This window comes from Bradyrhizobium sp. SZCCHNR3119 (assembly GCF_032487775.1).
Lineage (GTDB): Bacteria > Pseudomonadota > Alphaproteobacteria > Rhizobiales > Xanthobacteraceae > Bradyrhizobium.
On sequence record NZ_JAUEUV010000001.1, the window covers coordinates 735,049 to 757,446 of the forward strand.

At 64.1% G+C, this 22,398-nt stretch carries 19 protein-coding genes; 5 read left to right on the forward strand and 14 right to left on the reverse strand.

From position 1 onward, the window contains the following. Nucleotides 1–6: 6 nt before the first annotated feature. The gene (locus QX034_RS03395) at nt 7–1,323 is read right to left on the reverse strand and encodes a trypsin-like serine protease (RefSeq protein ID WP_315729597.1); all 1,317 of its coding nucleotides are present in this window, start codon (nt 1,321–1,323) and stop codon (nt 7–9) included. 486 nt (nt 1,324–1,809) lie between these two features. On the opposite strand from QX034_RS03395, the gene QX034_RS03400 reads away from it, so the two are divergent. Beyond that, complete coding sequence (locus QX034_RS03400; protein ID WP_316195009.1) at nt 1,810–2,253, forward strand: DUF2946 family protein; 444 nt, start codon at nt 1,810–1,812, stop codon at nt 2,251–2,253. A 341-nt stretch (nt 2,254–2,594) separates the two neighbouring features. Next, the gene (locus QX034_RS03405) at nt 2,595–4,946 is read left to right on the forward strand and encodes a TonB-dependent receptor (RefSeq protein ID WP_316189114.1); all 2,352 of its coding nucleotides are present in this window, start codon (nt 2,595–2,597) and stop codon (nt 4,944–4,946) included. A gap of 150 nt (nt 4,947–5,096) precedes the next feature. On the opposite strand, the gene ahcY is transcribed toward QX034_RS03405, so the two are convergent. The 9 genes from ahcY to QX034_RS03450 all read right to left on the reverse strand — a co-directional run bounded on the left by ahcY (nt 5,097) and on the right by QX034_RS03450 (nt 15,857). Next, nucleotides 5,097–6,503: an adenosylhomocysteinase gene (gene ahcY, locus QX034_RS03410; protein WP_315727725.1), complete on the reverse strand. Its 1,407-nt coding sequence runs from the start codon at nt 6,501–6,503 to the stop codon at nt 5,097–5,099. A 241-nt stretch (nt 6,504–6,744) separates the two neighbouring features. Beyond that, a complete protein-coding gene (gene metK, locus QX034_RS03415) occupies nt 6,745–7,941 on the reverse strand; it encodes a methionine adenosyltransferase (protein WP_315704457.1) in 1,197 nt (398 codons plus the stop codon). A gap of 54 nt (nt 7,942–7,995) precedes the next feature. Next, nucleotides 7,996–9,345, reverse strand: coding sequence for a hypothetical protein (locus tag QX034_RS03420; protein ID WP_315704458.1), 1,350 nt, complete (start codon nt 9,343–9,345; stop codon nt 7,996–7,998). A gap of 251 nt (nt 9,346–9,596) precedes the next feature. Further along, complete coding sequence (locus QX034_RS03425; RefSeq protein ID WP_315704459.1) at nt 9,597–10,715, reverse strand: cobalamin-independent methionine synthase II family protein; 1,119 nt, start codon at nt 10,713–10,715, stop codon at nt 9,597–9,599. Between the two features lie 358 nt (nt 10,716–11,073). Next, nucleotides 11,074–11,790: an ABC transporter ATP-binding protein gene (locus QX034_RS03430; protein WP_315704460.1), complete on the reverse strand. Its 717-nt coding sequence runs from the start codon at nt 11,788–11,790 to the stop codon at nt 11,074–11,076. After that, nucleotides 11,791–12,537 (reverse strand): ABC transporter ATP-binding protein, encoded by a 747-nt coding sequence (locus QX034_RS03435; protein WP_315704461.1) that lies wholly within the window; start codon nt 12,535–12,537, stop codon nt 11,791–11,793. Then, nucleotides 12,534–13,565 carry a branched-chain amino acid ABC transporter permease gene (locus tag QX034_RS03440; protein ID WP_315704462.1) on the reverse strand — a complete coding sequence of 344 codons (1,032 nt, stop codon included), beginning with the start codon at nt 13,563–13,565 and terminating at the stop codon, nt 12,534–12,536. Before QX034_RS03440 ends, QX034_RS03435 begins: the two co-directional genes overlap by 4 nt. A gap of 6 nt (nt 13,566–13,571) precedes the next feature. Continuing rightward, the gene (locus QX034_RS03445) at nt 13,572–14,441 is read right to left on the reverse strand and encodes a branched-chain amino acid ABC transporter permease (RefSeq protein ID WP_315729601.1); all 870 of its coding nucleotides are present in this window, start codon (nt 14,439–14,441) and stop codon (nt 13,572–13,574) included. Between the two features lie 237 nt (nt 14,442–14,678). Then, on the reverse strand, nt 14,679–15,857 hold the full coding sequence (locus QX034_RS03450; protein WP_315704464.1) for an ABC transporter substrate-binding protein: 1,179 nt from the start codon (nt 15,855–15,857) through the stop codon (nt 14,679–14,681). A 280-nt stretch (nt 15,858–16,137) separates the two neighbouring features. Here QX034_RS03450 and QX034_RS03455 point away from each other — a divergent pair, with 280 nt between their 5' ends. After that, nucleotides 16,138–16,422, forward strand: coding sequence for a hypothetical protein (locus tag QX034_RS03455; protein WP_315704465.1), 285 nt, complete (start codon nt 16,138–16,140; stop codon nt 16,420–16,422). A 112-nt stretch (nt 16,423–16,534) separates the two neighbouring features. Beyond that, nucleotides 16,535–17,398: an NAD-dependent epimerase/dehydratase family protein gene (locus QX034_RS03460; RefSeq protein ID WP_315729602.1), complete on the forward strand. Its 864-nt coding sequence runs from the start codon at nt 16,535–16,537 to the stop codon at nt 17,396–17,398. On the opposite strand, the gene purU is transcribed toward QX034_RS03460, so the two are convergent. After that, complete coding sequence (purU, locus tag QX034_RS03465; RefSeq protein WP_315704467.1) at nt 17,395–18,258, reverse strand: formyltetrahydrofolate deformylase; 864 nt, start codon at nt 18,256–18,258, stop codon at nt 17,395–17,397. The two genes, QX034_RS03460 and purU, sit on opposite strands and share 4 nt — an antisense overlap. Nucleotides 18,259–18,409: 151 nt before the next feature. On the opposite strand from purU, the gene QX034_RS03470 reads away from it, so the two are divergent. Beyond that, entirely contained in the window at nt 18,410–19,255 is an 846-nt protein-coding gene (locus QX034_RS03470; protein ID WP_315729603.1) for a uroporphyrinogen-III synthase, read from the forward strand. An 86-nt stretch (nt 19,256–19,341) separates the two neighbouring features. Here the strand turns inward: QX034_RS03470 and QX034_RS03475 are convergent, their stop codons facing one another. From QX034_RS03475 to QX034_RS03485, 3 genes are all read right to left on the reverse strand, one after another. Beyond that, a complete protein-coding gene (locus tag QX034_RS03475; RefSeq protein ID WP_315729604.1) occupies nt 19,342–20,298 on the reverse strand; it encodes a GDP-L-fucose synthase in 957 nt (318 codons plus the stop codon). Further along, complete coding sequence (gene gmd, locus QX034_RS03480; protein WP_315730621.1) at nt 20,279–21,376, reverse strand: GDP-mannose 4,6-dehydratase; 1,098 nt, start codon at nt 21,374–21,376, stop codon at nt 20,279–20,281. The genes QX034_RS03475 and gmd overlap by 20 nt, the downstream gene beginning before the upstream one ends. A gap of 133 nt (nt 21,377–21,509) precedes the next feature. Continuing rightward, complete coding sequence (locus QX034_RS03485; RefSeq protein ID WP_315704471.1) at nt 21,510–22,184, reverse strand: Crp/Fnr family transcriptional regulator; 675 nt, start codon at nt 22,182–22,184, stop codon at nt 21,510–21,512. Nucleotides 22,185–22,398: the final 214 nt, after the last annotated feature.

Genomic DNA, 22,398 nt, shown 5'->3' on the forward strand with positions numbered 1-22,398 from the left:
CACCGATCAACGCGCCGGCACCGCTTCGGCCGAGATCTGATCCCTGACCGCAGCCTCGAACCGGCTGGCGGAGGGGGCAAACGTCACGCGTGTCTCTTCGTGGAACGAGGAGAAGATGCCGATCACTGCAATGGTTCCGTCGATATCGGCCAGGATTGGCGAGCCGGAATAGCCATGGTTCGCCAGGCAGTGGAGGATCAACAGCCGCTCGTCATTAGTGATGTCGGCGCGGCAATTGCGCTGCTCGGTCGGCGAGTAACGCCGTTCCTCGCCGTAGCCGATCTCCGAAATCCTCCCGGCCTCGGCCACGGTGCGCAGCTGCTCTCGCGTCAGCGCCTTCACGGCAATGGGCCGCGACGGCAGCGCCTGTTTGAGAACGATCAACGCCCAATCCGCCGGGGCTCGATCCAATGTCCACTGGTCCAGCGGGGTCGGAACGAAATCCCTTGCGACGATCAGCCGCTCTGCCGCCGCCGACGCGGCCGGCGTCCCCTTGTCCATGCCGAGAAGAAAATGGACGTTGCCGGGACTGACCGGCGCGGTGCCGTTGAACAGGCAGTGCGCGGCCGTCAGCACCAGCCGGGGCGCCACCAGCGTGCCGGTGCACCAGGCGCCGTTCGAATAACGGGCCACCGTGACGACGCCGATCGCGGATGCCGGCCAGGCGGTGGGATCGACGATCGCGCCGAGATGCCGGTCTAGGCCGAGCAGATCCTCACTGCGCGGACTGGCGATGCTCGCGACGCTCGATTCGAGCTTCGGCTTCCATTGCGTCATGATGTCCTGGGCCTGCGCGCGCTCGGCTTCGGTCAAGGCGAGCCGCTGTACCGCGCGGCCGGCCGTGCGCACCCCGGCCTGGCCGGCCATGACGACATAGGCATAGCCATGGACCACATCCTTGGACACGCCGCGGCCATCCAACAGCATCAGACCGAGCATGTATTGCGATTGGGCAAATCCCTGTGCGGCCGCGCGTGCGAACCAGCGCGCAGCTTCCGCGTCATCGATCCGCACGCCTTCGCCGTTCACATAAGCCAGGCCAAGGAAATGCTGGGCGATGGCAAGCCCCTGCTCCGCGGCCTTGCGATACCAGCCGGCCGCCACGGTCGGATCGCGCGGTAGGCCCCAGCCATTGGCCTGCATGAAGCCAAGATCGAACTGCGCGCGCGCATCACCCTTTTCGGCCAGCGCCGACAGGACTTTCAGCGCGGGCGCATAGTCGCCGCCGTGGGCCGCAGCCACGGCAACGTCGAGCTCGGCGGCGTGCACTGGTCCGACGAGGCCGAGAAACAAGATGAGGAGTGCGAGAGCCCTGTTCTTCATATTGCCTACCAGCCGAACACACACCTTTCTCGGCACCGAGATTGACCAGTTCATGTCAATGCGAGGCGACTTGCAATCGATGGAGGAAGATTATGTGAATCCGGGCACCAAGGACACCGATACGGCGGCGCAGCGGCGCCACCGCCACGCCTATCACGCCGCGCCGCCTGGCCGCATTGCGCATGTCATCGGCCGATAGCTCTGCTCGCCGGGATGGAGCTGCGCCAGCCAGCCGCGCGTCATTCCACGGCCGCAGCTACATCGCGATTGCGACTTATTTGCAATCGTCCCATGACGCTCAGCTTCACCTGGTTTGCACATGAGGTGAAGCTACCTTCACTGTGGCAGAATTGATCCACCGGCACAGGAGTCCACGAAGCCTCGCGTGCTCCATTGCCAATTCGATGCGCGCTCCTGTAGGAAAATTCGAAGGGGGAGCGTCAGTCAGTGGCTCGACGGGGGCGTCAACTACACAGGATCGAAACAGTGAGGCGCAAGGCACGCTTGCGCACGCTGTGGCGTCGCGAGTTGGTCGCGTCCGCTCTCGCGCATATTTCGATCCTACGAACGGCGCGATCGCGGCTGTGCAGTTCACTCGTATGGTTCGCGGCATGGGCGCTGATCTTCCAGTCGACCCTGGCGTTCTGCGCGATGAGCGCGGCCGTTTCGGGCCCCGACGTCACCGCCGCAATCATTTGCCAGAGCAGCGCTGATCATTCGGCGGCCGACGATAGCGATGCAGCCGCCAAGCAATGTGCGAGCTGTCCGTTTTGTGCGCTCGGACGCAGCGTCACGCTCCCTCAAGCCTCGATCATCGCTCTGCCGATCCCGGTTGTGGTGGCGATTCTGGTCGGGCGCATCGATGTCATATCGCCGCTCCCGCCTGCGCATGACCTGCCTGTCGCCCGCGGGCCGCCGGCGACCGCCTAGGCTGTCTCTTCCACACATCTGAACGCGTGACGATGCGGCCGGCATCAGCCGGACGAGCTGACTGCTGCTGTCTCGCGGCAAGCTCGGCCATGCCTGCAGCCGCGATGTCGCGACCACTTTTCACGAAGGCCACAACGCGCCTGCCGCCCTGCGCCTTCCTATCCGGAATCCGAGATCCCATCATGCACCACCGTTCCACACCCGCCCGGCGCCGATTGCTCCGTTCGACCGCCGTGCTGACATCGCCGGCACTGCTGGCCTTCGCCATGCCGTCCCCTGTGCTTGCGCAAGACGAACCGCGGGGTCGCGCCGCCGCGACACTGCCTCAAGTGATCGTCACAATGCCCCAGCACGGCCCGGCCCGCCGACCGGCGATCCGCCGCCGGGGCGCGCATGCCACAGCAGCAAACCCGGCGAGCCAGCCCAATCCGACACCGCCGCCCGCGGTCTCGCCCGACGGCATCGCCACCCCACCCGGCAGCACCTCGGTTGCAGCGGGCGACATCCTGGCGAAGCGCGCCACGACGAACGACACCGCCGCCCTGTTCGCGGACGTACCGGGCGTCAGCCTCTACTCGGCGGGCGGCGTGTCGAGCCTGCCCGCGATCCATGGCCTCGCCGACGACCGGCTGCGCATCAAGGTCGACGGTATGGACACCATCGCCTCGTGCCCCAATCACATGAATCCGGCGCTGTCCTACATCGATCCGAGCCAGATTGCCGCAGCCAAGGTCTGGGCGGGCGTCACGCCGGTGAGCGTCGGCGGAGACTCGATCGGCGGCACCGTGGCCGTCACCTCGCTCGGGCCAGCCTTCGCCGCGCCAGGTCAAAGCCTGCTGACCAAAGGCAGCATCGGGACGTTCTACCGCAGCAACGGCAATGTGCGCGGCGCCAACCTGTCGGCGACCATGGCGACCGAGAACTACAGCGTCAGCTACAGCGGCGCTGCCGTCAAAGCGGACAACTACACGGCCGGCGGCAACTTCAAGAACTTCGTTCTGAGGAGCTCCATCACGCCCGTGCTCCCCCTCGACCAGGTCGGCTCATCCGCCTACGAGACCCGGAATCACCTGCTGGGGATCGCCTGGAACAAAGACGGTCAGCTGATCGAGTTCAAGGCCGGCATACAGGAGGTTCCCTACCAGCTCTATCCGAACCAGCGCATGGACATGCTCGGCAACGACGCCTACAGCTTCAACCTGCGCCATCTCGGCAGGTTCGACTGGGGCGATCTGGAGACCCGGATCTATCACCAGTCCGTCCATCACTACATGGATTTCGGCGGAGACCGGCTGTTCTCGTACGGCACGCTAACGCCGCCGAACACGACCGGCGCGTCCTACCCGGTCAATGGCATGCCGATGTACACGCGGACCAAGACCAACGGCGCATCGTCCAAAGCCGACATCGAGCTGTCGCCCCGCGACGTGCTCCGGGTCGGCGTCGATCTGCAGACCTATCGTCTCGATGACTGGTGGCCGCCGGCGCCCGATTGCGGCGTGGGCAACTGCATCGGCGGGATGGCGCCGCTGACGTTCTGGAACATCAACAACGGCAAGCGGGACCGAGCCGGCGTCTTCAGCGAGTGGGAAGCCCGATGGAGCCCGGCCTGGCTCTCGCTCCTGGGCGTCCGGTTCGAGCGGGTCGAGAGCGACACCGGCCCCGTCGTCGGCTACAACACCAGCAGCACGCCGCTGACATCCGGCTTCATGTCCGGCATGTATGAGACGAGTTCGGTCGGCTCGCGCGCGGCGTTCAACGCCATGGATCGTGCCCACAAGGACAACAATGTCGATCTGACGGCTTTGCTCCGGAACACGCCGAACGCCAATCTCACCTTCGAGTTCGGCGCGATGCAGAAGACACGTTCGCCCAACCTCTATGAGCGCTATTCGTGGTCGCGCAACGTGATGGCGCTGGAGATGAACAATTTCGTCGGCGATGGGAACGGTTATCTCGGCAATCCCTATTTGAGGCCGGAGGTCGCCCACACCGTGAGCTTCACGGGCGCCTGGCACAGCGCCGACCACGAGGCCGAGATCCGGTTCACGCCTTACTACACCCATGTGCGCGACTACATCGACGCCGTCCAGTGGAGGACCGCCACGAATACCGCCGCCGTACCTGCCGTCGCCAATCAGTTCGTGATCCTGAAATATATGAACCAGCAGGCGCGCCTGTACGGGTTCGATCTGTCCGGCAAGCTCCCGCTCGGCCGGACTGAGATCGGCGAGTTCGGCCTGAAGGGGGTCCTCAGCTACACGAACGGCAGGAACCTCGATACCGGAAGCGGCCTCTACAACATCATGCCGCTCAACAGCAAGCTGACGCTCACGCACCGGCTCGACGGCTGGGACAATGGTGTCGAGCTCGTGATGGTGAGCAGCAAGTCCGACGTGTCAACCGCCCGCAACGAGCTCAAGACCCCGGGCTACAGCCTGGTCAACCTGCGCAGCAACTACACCTGGCAGAAGCTGCGCATCAGCTTCGGCGTCGAGAACCTGTTCAACAAGCTCTATTACCTGCCGCTCGGCGGCGCTTATCTGGGCGAAGGCGCATCGATGTCGTTCAACAGGGAGGCCGGGACTGTCGGCCCTAGCGGCGGCGGTGTATCGGGCACCGCGAGCATGTGGGGCACTGCCGTTCCCGGTCCTGGCCGGTCGTTCTATCTGGGTGCGAACCTGGAATTCTGACCTGACCATTCGGACCAATCCGGACCGTTACCGTCACGGACCTGACAGAACCGAATGAGATCGGCAAAAACGCCGATGGCCGGGACGAGCCCGGCCATCGTGAGAAATCGTTCCGGGGTCGCTTCGCGCCCCGGAACGACGATCACCTGATCAGTAGCGATAATGGTCCGACTTGAACGGGCCTTCCTGCTTGACGCCGATATAAGCCGCCTGGTCGGGGCGCAGCTCGGTGAGCTTGACGCCGATCTTGGCGAGATGCAGCCGCGCCACCTTCTCGTCGAGCGTCTTCGGCAGCACGTAGACCTTCTTCTCGTACTTGCCCTGGTTGCAGAACAATTCGATCTGCGCCAGCGTCTGGTTGGTGAAGGAGGCCGACATCACGAAGGACGGATGGCCCATGGCGTTGCCGAGGTTTACGAGGCGGCCTTCGGACAACAGGATCATGCGCTTGCCGTCGGGGAAGGTGATCTCGTCGACCTGCGGCTTGATGTTGGTCCACTTCAGGTTCTTCAGCGAGGCGACCTGGATCTCGTTGTCGAAATGGCCGATGTTGCAGACGACGGCGCGATCCTTCATCGCGCGCATATGCTCGATGGTGATGATGTCCTTGTTGCCGGTCGCGGTGACGAAGATGTCGGCGCGCGGCGCGGCGTCTTCCATCGTCACGACCTCATAGCCTTCCATCGCCGCCTGCAGCGCGCAGATCGGATCGACCTCAGAGACCAGCACGCGGCAACCGGCCTGGCGCAGCGAAGCGGCCGAACCCTTGCCGACGTCGCCGAAGCCCGCGACCATCGCGACCTTACCCGACATCATGACGTCGGTGCCGCGGCGGATGCCGTCGACCAGCGATTCGCGGCAGCCATAGAGATTGTCGAACTTCGACTTGGTGACGCTGTCGTTGACGTTGATCGCCGGGAACAAGAGCGTGCCGGCCTTCTCCATTTCATAGAGGCGATGCACGCCCGTGGTGGTCTCCTCGGAGACGCCCTTGATGTTCTTGGCGATCTCGGCGAACCAGCCCTTCGGCTTTTCCTTCAGGAGCCGCTTGATCAGCGCGTAGAAGATCTCTTCTTCTTCTGAGCCCGGCTTGTCGAGGAAGGCGGTGTCGCCCTTCTCGGCGCGCAGGCCGGCATGCACCAGCATGGTGGCGTCGCCGCCGTCATCGAGGATCATGTTGGGCGTGCCGCCGCCGTGCCAGTCGAACAGCTTGGCGGTGTAGTCCCAATATTCGGTGAGCGTTTCGCCCTTGACCGCGAACACCGGAATGCCGCGTGCGGCGATCGCTGCCGCGGCGTGATCCTGCGTCGAATAGATGTTGCAGGAAACCCAGCGGATGTCGGCGCCGAGCGCTGCCAGCGTCTCGATCAGCACCGCAGTCTGGATGGTCATGTGCAGCGAGCCCGCGATGCGCGCGCCCTTGAGCGGCTGCTTCGGGCCGTATTCTTCCCGCGTCGCCATCAGACCGGGCATTTCGGTCTCGGCGAGCGAAATCTCCTTGCGGCCGAATTCGGCGAGCGAAATGTCCTTGACGATGTAGTCGGTGAAGGCGGTCATGTGGGTTCCCTATATTCTTCCGAGCGGCTCTTGCTGCGCGACCGGACTGCAATCCGTTCTCGTCATGCCCGGCCTTGTGCCGGGCATCCGCGTCTTGGCTGCAACAGAAGAAAGACGTGGATGGCCGGGACAAGCCCGGCCATGACGGCTTAGGTGTGTTGCAGCGGTCTTCTCAAACGACAAAGTCACAACTGCGCTTCCTGCAACCCTCCCCACCGGGGAAGGGTCGCAGCGCGAAGACTTACACCGCGCGCTTGAACGGCTCGACGAGGTCGGTCTTCTCCCAGGAGAAGCCGCCCTCATTGTCGGGCGTGCGGCCGAAATGGCCGTAGGACGAGGTGCGCGCGTAGATCGGACGGTTGAGATCGAGATGGCTGCGAATGCCGCGCGGCGTCAGATCCATCACCTGCGCAGCCGCCTTCTCGAGCTGATCCTCGGAGACCTTACCGGTGCCGTGGGTGTCGATATAGATCGACAGCGGCCGCGCCACGCCGATCGCGTAAGCGAGCTGCAGGGTGCAGCGTTCGGCAAGCCCGGCGGCGACGATGTTCTTGGCGAGATAGCGCGCGGCATAGGCCGCGGAGCGGTCGACCTTGGTCGGGTCCTTGCCGGAGAAGGCGCCGCCACCATGCGGGGCCGCACCGCCATAGGTGTCGACGATGATCTTGCGGCCGGTGAGGCCGGTGTCGCCGTCGGGACCGCCGATGAAGAACTTGCCGGTCGGGTTGATGTGCCAGATCGTGTCCTTCGTGATCCAGTCCTTCGGCAGCGCCTCGCGAACGTAAGGTTCGACGCGCTCACGCACCTGCGCCGAGGTCATGTCCTCGACCAGATGCTGGTGCGACACCACGATCTCGCGCACGCCGACGGGCTTGCCGTTCTCGTAGCGCACCGTGACCTGGCTCTTGGAGTCCGGCCCCAACACCTTCTCAACTCCGGAGTGACGCGCTTCGGAGATCAGGCGCAGGATCTTGTGGGCGTAGAAGATCGGCGCCGGCATCAGATCCGGCGTCTCGTTGCAGGCATAGCCGAACATGATGCCCTGGTCGCCGGCGCCCTCTTCCTTGGCTGCGCCCGGCTGCAGCGCGTCGACGCCCTGCGCGATGTCGGCCGACTGCGGATGCAGGAGGATCTCGATATCGCAGGTGGCGTGATGGAAACCTTCCTGCTCGTAGCCGATGTCCTTGATCGCCGCGCGCACCACGCCCTCGATCTGCTCGTTGGTGACGGACGCAGGCCCGCGCGTTTCACCCGCGATCACGACCTTGTTGGTGGTGGCGAGCGTCTCGCAGGCGGCGCGGATCTGCCACGGATCGATGCCGGCCTTCGGCCCCTCGCGGTAGAACAGGTCCACGATCTCGTCGGAAATCCGGTCGCAGACCTTGTCCGGATGGCCCTCGGAAACCGACTCCGAGGTGAACAGATATGACGCGCGCATCAAGCAACCCCTTCTTCGCCGCCCACGGCGGTCATTGATATTGATCCCGAACCGTCAGTCGCGACGCCGCGAGATGACGTAGGACTCGTCGTAGAACCACAACCCGTTATGCTTCCGCAGCACCTCCCTGGCGGCATCGAGCGCACGCGCGCTATTGGCGATCTCCGTCAGGCGGTCTTCCTCGATCTGGGCGACATACACCGCCGCGTTCCAGGCTGCAAAGGCCGTCGAGGTTCCGATGGCGCCGGTGACCTCGTTGGGCAGAGCTTCCATCTCATACCTGAAAATCGAGCGATTGTCCGCATAGGCATTAAAATTTAAGTCTCGCCCACTGGACCCCAGCTCGTATTTGACCGCCCGCAGCAGTTCATGGCGGCTGACCGAGAAAGGATTTTCTCCGGGCCACACCGCCTGGATGATTTCCAGGCCCGGATCCTGGCCATGGGAGTGGATTCCGATCAGCCGGCCGCCCGGTTTCAAGGCACGCGCCAAGGGGGCGATGATCCTTTTGGCGCGGAAGTTCACCGAGGACCGGGCGCGATAAGGCTGCGAGGCGATGACGAGGTCGAAATTGGCCTCGACCCGGCCGGCGCGCGGGACGATGGCATCGAGCAGGAAGCGATGGTCCTCGCGATAGAGCACCAGCGCCACCGGGCGCTCATAGATCGGCATGCCGGTGCGCGGCGACACCGAGGCGCGCCAATTCTGCTCTAGAAACGGCTTCAGCGCCGCGATCTGGGCTTCGAATTCGCCTGACGAATCGCCCTGCAGCACGACTTCATGCCAGATCATGCTGGCTGCCATCGCCGGCGACTTCGGGGTCAGCCACGGCGCCTCGGCGTAGTTCATGTTGGTGAACACGAACACGCTGGCGGGATGCTCGTACAACCGGTCCGGCACCTTCTCCAGCGTCAGCCGGACATCCTCCAGGCTGAGCTCCTTGCCGGCGACATAGAATGGAATGTGCGGAAAGCGGCCATGCATGGTCCGCAGCACCTTGGACAGCACGGTGCCGTCGCCGACGCCGGCGTCGAACACCCGCAAAGCCGGCGGCCGCGGGTGGATGCTGGCAAGCTCGAGCCCGACCCGCTCGGCCACCACCCGCTTCTCGCTGCAGGTATGGACGAACAGCAGGTATTTCTGCCGGTTCTCGAAGAAGCGGAAATTGCTACGCGGATCGCGCTTCTCGGCCACGACCTCGAGCCGCGGTGGCGGCAAAGTGCCGGTCGAGGCTGCAATATAGGCCTGGATGCGATCCAGCGTGTCGATGGTGATGCGCTTGCCCTCGCGCAGGCGATGCACCAGCTTGCCATCGTTCACCGCGCGCCGGCCGAACGTCGATTCCGCCATGTCGGACTGGCGGCAGAACTCCGAAATCTGGGCGAGCAGCTGGTCGTTCTTCATCGGCCGGAGGCGTGGGATTGGAGAGTGGGCAACGCCCGATCAAGTCTGCGTCCTAGCACCTTCTGCCCACCGAGGGAATGGCTGATTCCGACCCATCCAGTCCTGCAGACAGCCCCCTTAGGGAGACACTAGGGCGCGGCTTGGGCCGCCCTCCAAACAAAAGCGGGACCGGAGAAATTCCGGTCCCGCTCGGGTCTCAGATGCGGTCGGGTGATCAACGCGGGTTTACCCGCCGATCACTTCCCTGCCGATCACTTGCCCCAGATTTCCTCGGCAAGCTCGACGCAGAGGCGCAGCTTCGCCCACTGCTCTTCCTCGGAGAGGATATTGCCTTCCTCGGTCGAGGCGAAGCCGCATTGCGGCGACAGCGCGAGCTGCTCGAGCGGCACGAACTTGGCCGCCTCTTCCATGCGGCGCTTGATGTCGTCCTTTTTCTCGAGCTCGCCGACCTTCGACGTGACGAGACCGACCACGACCACCTTGTTGCCCTTGGGCAGGAAGCGCAGCGGCTCGAAGCCGCCGGCGCGCTCGCTGTCGTATTCCAGGAAGTAGCCGTCGTAATTGGTGTTGGCGAGCATGGTCTCGGCCACCGGCTCGTAGCCGCCGGAGGAGATCCAGGTCGAGCGGAAATTGCCGCGGCAGACATGGGTCGTGATCACCATGTCGGCGGGCCGCTCGGCGATCGCGTAGTTGATGATGCGCGAATAGATCTGCTGCAGGCCGTCCGGATTGTCGCCGCGCTCGCGGGCCTTCTTCAGCTCGTCCTGCGAGCACAGATAGGCCCATACCGTGTCGTCGAACTGCAGATAGCGGCAGCCGGCGTCGTAGAACGCCTTCACCGCCTTGCGATAGGTCTTGCCGAGATCCTCGTAGAACGCGTCGAGATCGGGATAGACATCCTTGGAGATCGACTTGCGGCCGCCGCGGAAATGCAGCACCGCCGGGGAAGGAATCGTCATCTTCGCCGTCACATGCGCAGTGTCGGCGTGCTTCTTCAGGAAGCGGAAGTGGTCGAGCATCGGATGATCGGCCGGGAAGTCGAGCTTGCCGATCACACGCACCGCGTCGTGCCGGGTCTGGACGCCCGTGAACTGGATGCCGGCATCGGGGTGGAACAGCTCGCAACCCGTCAGCTTGGCGAGGAAGTCGAAATGCCACCAGGAGCGGCGGAATTCACCGTCGGTCGCCAGCTTCAGGCCGGTCGAGGCCTGGCGGTGCACGACCTTTTCGATCTCCATGTCCTCGATCTTGCGCAGCTCGTCGGCGGTGATTTCGCCCTTCTCGAGCTTGGCGCGGGCGTCCTTGATCTTCTGCGGGCGCAAGAGGCTGCCGACCTCGTCGGCGCGGAATGGGGGCTTTGTGCGTTGCATTTGCTCACTCCTTGGAAAGGTCGACGCATTGATATGATTATTGGATCGGCCGACTGATCTGTCTTTGATCCATGTTGACGTTGCGTCCCCAGGTCCGGCCGCCGGCCATCCCCGGGCTGCGCCATCACCTACCGCGTATCCGTTCGGTATACAATTCCGTTGAGAGAGAATGGCCAAGCGGCTCCGGCATACCGAAGGCCCCATTGGGCGCGGTGGGTGATTCCGCCAATTCTGCTGCAGGTTCGACCATTGCGACGCTCCCTGCCTGACCCAGCGACCGGTGAGAGAGCCCTCACCTAGCCCGCGACAATGATCGCCTGAATACCGAATGCGGCAAGTTGCGTCGACACCGGCGCAATCAATGCACGGCGGCGCCGGCCACGCCGAGATGCCGCTCCAGCGGCGCCGGGTCGGCCTTCAGCGCGCTCGATGGCGCATCATGCACGATCATGCCGCGCTCCAATATCACGACGCGGTCGGCGAGCCCCAGAATCTTCTGCGCATGCTGCTCGACGATGATCGAGCACAGTCCGCCGGCGCGGCTGATGGTGCCGATGGCGGCCAACAGCTCCTCGACGATGATCGGCGCCAGCCCTTCGGTCGGCTCGTCCAGCAGCAGCACTTTCGGATTGAGCGTCAGTGCGCGCCCGATCGCCAGCATCTGCTGCTCGCCGCCGGAGAGCTGGTTGCCGTAATTGCTGCGCCGTTCCTTGAGCCGCGGGAACATCCCGTAGACCCTCTCGACCGTCCAAGGTCCCGGCTGCGCCACGGCGGTCATGTTCTCCTCCACCGTCAACGAGTGGAAGATATTGCGCTCCTGCGGCACCCAGCCGATGCCGCCGCGGGCGCGCTGGTCGGCGCGCAGACTAGTGATGTCTCGGCCGGCGAGCGCGATTCGGCCCGAAAAGCGCCGGGTAACGCCGACGATGGAATTGATCAGCGTGGTCTTGCCGGTGCCGTTGCGCCCGAGCAGCGCGAGCACCTGGCCTTCCGGCAGCTTCAGCGACATGTTCGGCAGCACCACGGCCTGGCCGTAGCCGGCGCGCAGATTCTCGATGGCAAGCAGATCACTCATTCACGCGGCCTCGCCGAGATAGACCGCCTTCACCTGCGGATCGCGCGCGACCTCATCCGGCGGGCCCTCGACCAGCAACGCGCCCGAGACCAGCACTGAGATGCGGTCGGCAAAGGAGAACACCAGGTCCATGTCGTGTTCGATCAAAAGTACGGTGACGTCGCGCGGCAGCGCCGCGACCGCGGCCAGGATGTCCTTGCGTTCGCCCTCGGGCACGCCGGCGGCGGGCTCGTCGAGCAGCAAGACGCGCGGCTTGGCCGCGATCGCGACCGCGATCTCGAGCAACCGCTGCTTGCCGTAAGGCAGGGTCGAAGTCTTGTCGTTCATGACGTCGAGCAGGCGAAAACGCCCCAGGGTCTCGGCGATCTCGGCCGTGACGTCGTCGCGCGTTCCCATCCGCCGCCACCAGTCGCCGCCGCGGCCGAGCCGTTCGGACACCGCAAGCCCGATCGTCTCGAGCGGCGTCAGGTCGGGATAGAGCTGATTGATCTGGAATGTCCGGGACAGACCGCGCAGCACGCGCTTGTGCACCGGCAGGTCGGTGATATCGGCGCCCTCCAGCAGGATGCGCCCCGAGGTCGGCTGCAACACGCCGGTGAGCTGGTTGATGACAGTGGTCTTGCCGGCGCCGTTCGGCCCGATCAACGCATGGCGGGCGCCGGTTGCGATTCGGAGCGACAGATCGCGGGTGACCCGCAAGCCTCCGAAATTCTTCTCCAGATTCCTGGTTTCCAGCGCGATGGTCATGGCGCCTCGTTGTCGGACAGAGCGACCACGGCCTTACGGCCAGCGAGCTGCTTGAGCACCAGATTCGGCACATATAGCGCGGCAGCATGAATGCGCTGGCGTCCGACCAGCACGATCACCACCAGCACGAGCCCGATCCAGAACATCCAATATTGCGGCGTGATGGTCTGGAACACCTCCTGCAGGATCCTGAACACGACCGCGCCGATCAACCCGCCATAGAGATAGCCGGCGCCGCCGATCACCAGCACCAGCATCAGATCCGCCGACTTCTCGAATGCGAACACGTCGAGCGAAGCGATCGCAGTGGTTTGGGTAAACAGGGCACCTGCAACGCCGGCATAGAACGCCGCGACCGTGTAGATCGCGATCAGCCGGCGATTGACGGGAATGCCGACCGCCGCAGCCCGCAACGGATTGTTCTTGATCGCGCGCAGCGACAGGCCGAACGGCGAATGTACGATCCGCCGCGCGAGCAGAAACAGCACGAACAGCACGGCCAGCGCATAGAAGAAGCCGGTCCTGCCGAACATGTCGAACTCGAACAGGCCGAGCAGCGGCTTGATGTCGATGCCCTGCAGACCATCGGTGCCGCCGGTGACGTTGGAGAAGCGCTCGGCCAGCGCCTCCAGGAGCAGCGCGATGCCGAGCGTGACCATCAGCCGGGTCAGGTCGGCGCCGCGGATCACCAGGAAGCTGGTGACGAATCCCAGCAGCATCGTGACGAGCCCCGCGACGATCAATGCGAGCAGTGGCTCATCGATCAGGCCGTGGGCCGACAAGAGGCCGGCGCAGTAGGCGCCGACGCCGAAGAACGCCGCGTGTCCAAGCGAGACGATGCCGGCATAGCCGAGGATCAAGTCGAGCGAGAGCGCGAACAGCGCGAGCCGTACGACCTCGGTCATGATCAGGTAGCGCGACGGAAAGGCCAAGGCGCAGGCCAGCACGACGACCCAGAACGCAACTTCGCTCCAGTGCCAGCGGCCATGCTGGCGCGCGTGATAGGCGACATCGGTCTGTGCGGTCATTTCAAATCACCGCGCAGCGGTGCGGCCGAACAATCCGTTCGGGCGCCAGATCAGAATCACGATCATCATGGTGTAGATGACGAAGGGGCCCATCTTGGGCACGTAATATTTGCCGGCAACGTCGCCGATGCCGAGCAGCAGCGAGGCCAGGAACGGGCCTGTGATCGAGGAGGAGCCGCCGACGGTGACCACGATCAAGAAGTAGATCATGAATTTCAGCGGGAAATACGGATCGAGCCCGAGAACCTCGGCGCTGAGGGCGCCGCCCAGGCCAGCGAGCCCGCAGCCGAAAGCGAAGGTGAAAGCGAACACCTGCGGCACGTTGATGCCGAGCCCGCTTGCGGCGCGCGGGTCATCGACCGCGGCGCGCAGGCGGCTGCCGAAGCGGGTCTTGGCCAGAACGAGTTGCAGGAGCACCGTGAGCAGACCGCAGATCAGGACGATCATCAGCCGGTAGCGGCCGATGCCGACGCCGAACACGTCGAACTGGCCTTCCAGCACCTCCGGCAGTTTGATGAAGATGCGGGACGACCCCATGATGTAGTCGACCGCGGCGACCGACATGAACACGAGCCCGATCGAGAACAGTACCTGGTCGAGATGGCTGCGCGTATAGAGATGGCGATAGAGCGTGCGCTCCAGTGCCGCGCCGATCACCGCACTCGCGACGAATGCCAGCGGCAGCGCGGCGAAGAACGGCCAGCCGGTCTGGTTGACCAACACCGCGCAGACATAGCCGCCGGCCATCGCAAAGGCGCCGTGGGCCAGATTGACGAAGTTCATCAGGCCGAGCGTCACGGCGAGGCCGCAGGCCAGCACGAACAGCAGCATGCCGTAGGCGACGCCATCGAACAGATTGGTGAGAACAGCGGTCATGGCGTCTAAATTCGGTCCCCGGTCTCACCCCTTCCTCTGAAGGGCGCGCATACCATGCTTGCTCGGTCCAGCCTCCCCCGCCTGCGGGGAAGGTCGCATCGTATCGAAGATTCGATGCGGGTGGGGGAAGTCTCTCCACCCGGGCAGCGTGCCGTGTGGCGCCCCCACCCCAGCCCTCCCCCGCAAGCGGGGGAGGGAGCGCACCGTCCGTGCGCCCCGGGATGACGCCCTTCGGCGTCACTTCTTCGCTTTACCCGGATCCTTGACCGCGTTGAAGGTCTCGAACTCGACGTTATAGAGCTGGCCGTTCACCTTCTCGACCTTGCGGACATAGACGTTCTGGATGATGTCACGCGTCTCCGGATCGATCGAGATCGGGCCGCGCGGGCTCTCCCAGGCCATGCCCTTCATCGCCGCGAGCAGCGAATCGCCGTCGGTCTTGCCGCCGTCCTTCTTCAAGGCCTCGTAGATCAGGTGGATGCCGTCGTAGCCGCCGACCGCCATGAAGCCCGGACGGCTGCCAAACGCCTTTTCATAGGCCGCGACGAACTCCTTGTTCTTCTCCGAGGGATGCGCCGCCGAATAGATGTGCGCGGTGACGGCACCGAGCACGGCATCGCCCATGTCCTTGAGCAGGTCGTCGTCGGTGACGTCGCCCGGTCCGATCACCTTGATGCCGCTCTTGTCGAGCCCACGCTCGGCATATTGCTTCATGAAGTTGCCGCCCTGTCCGGCCGGCACGAACACGAAGATCGCGTCGGGCTTGGCATCCTTCATGCGCTGCAGAAACGGTGCGAAGTCCGGATTGGCGAGCGGCACCTTGACTTCCTCGACGATCTGGCCGCCGCCGGCAGTGAAGTGCTCCTTGAACGAGGCCAGCGCGTCATTGCCCGGCGCGTAGTCCGAGGTCAGGGTCGCGACCTTCTTGATGCCGTTCTTCGCCGCCCAATCGCCGATGATGGTAGAGGACTGCGGCAGGGTGAAGCTGGTGCGCACGATATACGGCGACTTCTCGGTGATAACGGAGGTGCCGGCCGCCATCACCACTTCCGGGATCTTGCCCTGAGTAGCCAAGGGCGCCGCCGCAAAAGCCGCAGGTGTCACGCCGAAACCGGCGATCACATTGACCTTGTCGTTGACGATCAATTCCTGCGCCAGCCGCTTGGTGTTGTCGGGCAGCGCGGCGTCATCCTTGAGGATGATCTGGATCTTCTTGCCGGCGACCGTATCGCCGTTCTGCTGCATGTAGAGCTTGATCGCATTGTCGATCTGCTTGCCGGTCGACGCCTGGCCGCCGGTCATCGGCACGATCAGCCCAATCTTGAAGACGTCCTCGGCCCGCGCGGCGCCGCAGGCGACCGCCGTCCCGACCAAGGCCGCACTCGCCATCGCCAGTAATTTGCCTCTCACAAACATACCCAATTCCTCCCTGGGTCGTTCAGGACCCAACGGTCCCCGGCCATTCTTGTCTGCTCACCTTGACACCACGCACGATGTCGGGCGCATCGCTGCGGAATAGCCGCGACATTGTCAATGGCGACAATAGGGGAAGCCTGCGACCAAGTGGGGCACAGCGCCGAGGCCTTGCCAAATAGTGGTAAATCGTTACCAAACTCACGAAGCGGCGAATTGACCGATCAAGGCGGAGCCTCCAGGGTTCGGCGCGCAACCCGCCACGCGAAGGATTCTCGACTGCATGCCGGCCCGTCTTCAGTTCGTTGCCAAGCTGTTCGCATCCGCACTGCTCGCGGCGAGCGTCGCCGGCTGCGCCTCCGTCAACGAGAAGGTCTCGGCCGGCATGGGCGATTACATTCCGCAATGGGCCGGCGGCCTGCCGCGCGATGCCCCACCGCGCCCGGGAACCCCGGAATACGATCAATTCATCAAGGAGCGCGAGCGGCGCCGGCAGACTCCGGCCGCCGAACGAGACAAGGAGACGCAGTCAAACCCCAACGCGCAGACCGCAACACCCGCGCGGTAACACAACCCGTACTGCACTTCCCTCCAGAATGCTCTCATTATTGGCTTCAATGGGAACACCCGTTCGCCTTCGCGCCTTGACTTCGCCCGGCTCGGAAGCCACGCAAGGTCCTGTGGAAAGACACATCGAGCAACAACAGAGAAGCCTGGTCATCGGCGGCAGCGGCCTTGTCGGCAATTATTTGCTCGACCAGTTGATCGCGCGCGGCGAGCGTCCGTTGACGCTCATGCGCTCTGCCCCCGCCAGATCCGATGTCGGTTACCTGCCCTATGATCTGGAACGGCCGGCACAGGCCGAACCGCCGCCATTCGACACGCTCTATTGCACCGCGCGCGCGACATTGCTGGCTCCGGCACTGCCCCATTTCATACGTCCCGGCCTGCAACGGCTGGTCGTGCTGAGTTCGACCAGTATCTTCACCAAAGCGGACAGCGAAGAGCAGAGCGAGCGCGACGGCTGGCGCTCACTCATGGAAGCCGAGCGCCAGATCGCCGCGACCTGCACGCAGAGCGGGATCGGTTGGACCATCCTGCGCCCGACGCTGATCTACAGCGAAGGCCGGGACAAGAATATCACGCCGTTGTCGAGGCTTATCCGGCGATTCGGCGTAATGCCGCTGGTCGGTGGCGGGAGGGGCCTGCGCCAGCCGGTCCATGCCGAGGACCTTGCAAGCGGTATGATTGCAGCTGCGGCGGCGCCCGCCGCAACCGACAAGATCTACGCGGTGCCCGGCGGCGAAACCCTGACCTACCGGGAAATGATCGGCCGCATCTTCGATGGGCTCGGAGTGCCCCGGCGCACCCCGTCCGTCCCCGCCCCGCTCTGGCGCACGATGTTCCCGCTGCTCAAGCCGCTCTTTCCCGGCGCGAATGTCGCGATGGGCCTGCGCATGATGCAGGACATGGCGTTCGACGCCACGCCGGCGATCAGGGATTTCGGCTGGAGCGCACGCGACTTCCGCCCACTGTTCGATTAATCCACGAACACCACGGTCTTGCGGCCGTTCAGGATGACACGATCGTCGAGATGATAGCGGATGGCGCGCGCCAGCACGCGCCGCTCGATGTCGCGGCCCTTGCGGACCAGATCATCCGGCGTGTCGCGATGGCTGATGCGCTCGACGTCCTGATCGATGATCGGACCTTCGTCGAGATCGCGCGTGACGTAATGGGCGGTGGCGCCGATCAGCTTCACCCCGCGCTCATAGGCCTGGTGATAAGGCTTTGCGCCCTTGAAGCCCGGCAAGAAGGAATGATGGATGTTGATGCAGCGGCCTGAGAGGCTCGCCGACATCTCATCGGAGAGAATCTGCATGTAGCGCGCCAGCACCACGAGGTCCGTCTTGGTCTCCTCGACCAGCTTGAGGATCGCCTGCTCCTGCTCGCGCTTGGTCTCCCTGGTGACCGGCATGTGGTGGAAAGGGATATCGCCGAAGTCGATACCGGCGTAGGTCTCACGGGGGTGGTTGGAGACGATTGCGGTCGGGACCATCGGAAGATCACCGGTGCGCCAGCGATAAAGGATATCGACCAGGCAGTGGTCGAATTTCGACACCAGAAGCATCACCCGCCGCTTTGCGGCGCGATCGCGCAGCTGCCAGTCCATGTTGAACCGCTCGGCGATCGCGGCAAAGCCGGTCTGCAGCGCCGGCAGGTTGACGGCGAGATCGGCGGCGGTGAACACCACGCGCATGAAGAAATGACCGGTCTCGAGATCACCGAACTGCTGGGCGTCGAGGATGTTCTGGCCGTTATGGGCGAGGAAGGTGGAGACGGCCGAGACGATGCCCGGGCGATCCGGGCAAGACAGGGTCAGGACATATTGATGGTCGGGCATGGCGACGGGGTGACCAGGATGACGTGAGGGATCAGGCAAGGGCGGCACCCTCGCTTTCGCGCCCTGCTCTATCACCGACCCTGCCCTTGCGCCAACGCCCCAACAGGGGTCAAGATGAACAAACCGTGCTGCATTTTGTTCGAGCTCCATCATGGCTGACAGGCTCACCGGCTACCGCATCCTGATCCTCGAAACCCGCGAGGAGGCGCAGTTCTCCCGGCTGCTCGCCGAACAGGGCGCCGAGGTGCTGCAATGTCCGATGTTCACGATCCATGACGCGCCGGATCCGGCGCCGATCGAAGCCTGGATCCACCGCTTCATCGCCAAGCCCTGCGACGATCTGGTGCTGATGACCGGCGAAGGACTGCGCCGGCTGATGACTGTGGTGCGGCGGCTCCAGGTCGAGCCGGCCTTCGTTGCCGCGCTTGGCGGCGCCCGCAAATTCACTCGCGGCCCCAAACCTGGCCGCGCCTTGCGCGAGCTCGGGCTCGAGCCGCAGGTCACGACCGAGAAGCCGACCTCCGAAGGCGTCGCAGAGCTGCTGTCAGGCTACGACTTGAAGGGCCATCGTGTCGGCCTGCAGCTTTATCCCGACAAGGACCACAGCGCGCTGATCGGCGCCATTACGGCGCGCGGCGCCGAGGTCGATGCCGTGCTGCCTTATGTTTACGACGCCAAAGCCGCGGATGCCAATATTCTCACCGCCGTGGAGGAGATGGCCGTGGGACGGATCGACGCGATCGCACTGACCAGTTCCGGCCAGCCGCGCCGGCTGTTCGATGTCGCCAAGGCGCATGGCGTCGAAGACCGCTTGCGCGAGGGACTGAAGCGGACGCCCGTCGCATCGGTCGGCCCTGTCGTCACCGAGGAGCTCCAGGCGCATGGCGTCACGCCCGCCATCACGCCGGCCGGCGAGGCCTATTTCATGAAGCCGCTGATCTCGGCCATGGCGGCGGCGCTAGGCGCGAAGCCGCCGCGCAACGCGACCTCGACATAACTGCCGTCATTGCGAATAAAAGCAATCCAGACCGCCAGCGAAGACTGGACTGCTTCCACGCCGACGCGCGTCGCAATGACGTTGCCCTACTCCGCCGCCTGCCGCGTCTCCTGCAAATAGGCCTGATACGCGCGCCTGATCCCGTCCTCCAGCGCGGTCGACGCGCGCCAGCCAAGGCTTGTCAGCCGCGAGACATCGAGCAGCTTGCGCGGCGTGCCGTCGGGCCGCGACGGATCGAACGCAATGGCCCCGGTATAGCCGACCGCTGCCGCCACGACGCGGGCGAAGTCGGCGATGCTGATGTCCTCGCCGGTGCCGATATTGACCAGCTGTGGATCGGAATAGGTCTTCATCAGATGGACGCAGGCGTCAGCCATGTCGTCGACATAGAGGAATTCGCGTCGCGGCGTGCCGGTACCCCAGACCACCACTTCCGGCGCGCCCGCCACTTTGGCTTCGTGAAAACGCCGGATCAGCGCCGCCACCACGTGGCTGTATTCGGGATGATAATTGTCACCGGGACCGTAGAGATTGGTCGGCATCACGTTGATGAAGTCGCAAGCGTACTGGCTGCGATAGGCCTCGACCATCTTGATGCCGGCGATCTTGGCGATCGCGTAAGGCTCGTTGGTCGGCTCCAGCGGTCCGGTCAGCATCGCATCCTCGCGCAGCGGCTGGGCCGCGAGCTTCGGATAGATGCAGGAGGAGCCGAGAAACATCAGCTTCTCGACGCCGTTGAGATGCGCGGCGTGGATCACGTTGGCGGCGATCGCGAGATTGTCATAGATGAACTCGGCACGCAGCGTGTTGTTGGCGACGATGCCGCCGACCTTGGCGGCGGCCAGAAACACCACCTGCGGCTTCATCCTGGCGAACCAGGCGAACACGGCGGCCTGGTCGCGCAGATCCAGCTCACTGCGGCCGGCCGTGATCAGTTCAACATCCTCGCGCGAAAGCCGCCTGGCCAGCGCACTGCCGACCATGCCGCGATGGCCGGCGACGAACACCGTCTTGCCGGTGAGCTCAAATGGTATTGCTGCCATAGCTCATGCTGCCAAGGGCCACCTCTCGCCGGGCGGCTGCCAGATCGCTCGCCACCATTTCCCTGACCAAGTCGGTGAAGCTCATCTTCGGCTTCCAGCCGAGCTTGTCGCGCGCCTTGCTACAGTCACCGATCAGCAAATCGACCTCGGTCGGACGGAAATAAGTCGGATCGATCCGCACTACCGTCTTGCCGGATTTACGATCGATCCCGATCTCCTCGACGCCCTCGCCGCGCCAATCGATGCAGCGATCCACCTCGGCGAAGGCGAGCTCGACCAACTCGCGCACTGAATGCGCCTCGCCGGTGGCCAGCACGAAATCGTCGGGCGCATCAGCCTGCAGGATCCGATGCATGCCCTCGACATAGTCGCGGGCGTGGCCCCAATCGCGCTTGGCCTCGAGATTGCCGAGATAAATGCTCTCTTCGAGCCCGACCTCGATGCGGGCGACGCCGCGGGTGATCTTGCGCGTCACGAAAGTCTCGCCGCGGATCGGGCTCTCATGGTTGAACAGGATGCCGTTGGAGGCGAACATGCCATAGGCCTCGCGGTAGTTCACCGTGATCCAATAGCCGTAGAGCTTCGCACAACCGTAAGGCGAGCGCGGATAGAATGGCGTGGTCTCCCGCTGCGGGACCTCCTGCACGAGCCCGTAAAGCTCCGAGGTCGAGGCCTGGTAGAACCGCGTCTCCTTCTCCATGCCAAGGATGCGGATCGCCTCCAGCAGCCGGAGCACGCCGAGGCCATCGGCATTGGCGGTGTATTCCGGGCTCTCGAAGCTGACGCCGACATGGCTTTGCGCCGCGAGATTGTAGATCTCGGTCGGACGGATCTGCTGCACCAAGCGGATCAGATTGCTCGAATCCGTCATGTCGCCGTAATGCAGCAGGAATGGCACATTGTCTTCGTGCGGGTCCTGGTAGAGGTGGTCGACCCGGGCCGTGTTGAAAGATGACGACCGCCGCTTGATACCGTGAACGGTATAGCCGAGGCCGAGGAGATATTCGGCGAGATAGGCGCCGTCCTGCCCGGTCACCCCGGTGATCAGCGCAACACGTCCCTTGCAGTCAAGCGCCATGCCCTCTCCAACCGCTTGTGCCGGCACCTCCGCCGGTCGCTCTTGGGACCGCCCCTTAGCATCCGGAGCCCGCCAAACGTAACCTCGAACTTATCAGTATCAGCGCTTTAGGTATCGGAATAGAGGCTGATTGTTACTCACCGTAACCGCGCAGCCGGTTCAGATCCAGGATCGTGACGCCGCCATATTCAAGCCGCAACAGGCCTTCCCGCTCCAGCATTTTCAGGCATTGGTTGGCATTCTGCCGGGATAGGCCGGAGAGCGCGCCGACCTCCTCCTGCGTGATCTCCAGATGCCGGGTCGTGTTGGGGTAAAGGATCGGGTTGAACAGCGAGGCGATGCTGCGCGCCAGCCGCGCCGTGGCATCCAGCGTGCGGCCATATTCGACGAGGCCGATGAACTGGCCAAGCCGCTCGTTGAGCTGGGTGACCAGGAACCGGTTGAAGCCGACACTGTTCTCGAACAGGCGCATGAAAGTGCCGCGGTCCATCAGCGCAAGCCGGGTGTCGCGCAGGGCCACCACGTCGTAACGGCGCGGCTCATTCTTGAGCATGCTGCCCTCACCGAACCAAGCCCCCGCGGTCATGCCCGTGAAAGTCGTCGCCTTGCCGCCGCGGGACACGATGCTCATCCGCGCGAGCCCGGAGACGATGCCGGTCCAATAATCGAAATGGTCGCCGCGCAGGAAGATGTGTTCGTTGGCCGCGAACGAGCGCTCGACGATGCCGCCGCAAGCGGCCTCGATCTCCTCTGGCTTCAGATATCGCGACCACGGCGCGATGCGCTCAAGATAGTCCTGACCAATCAAACCTTCATCTCGTCAATTCGGAGCCTGTTTGACCATCTTGCTGCAACGCAGCAGGGCTGCGGCGATTTTCACCAGGCAATTGTCGGGCGCAAGACATTTCCCAGCCGCGCTTTCCTCTATTCACGACCGTGTGCGTCGTTGATGCGGATCAGCGCGCGGCCGATCCTTCGTCGGATAGCGTTCGACCGGCGGCCGGGCTAGGATCACCGGCAAC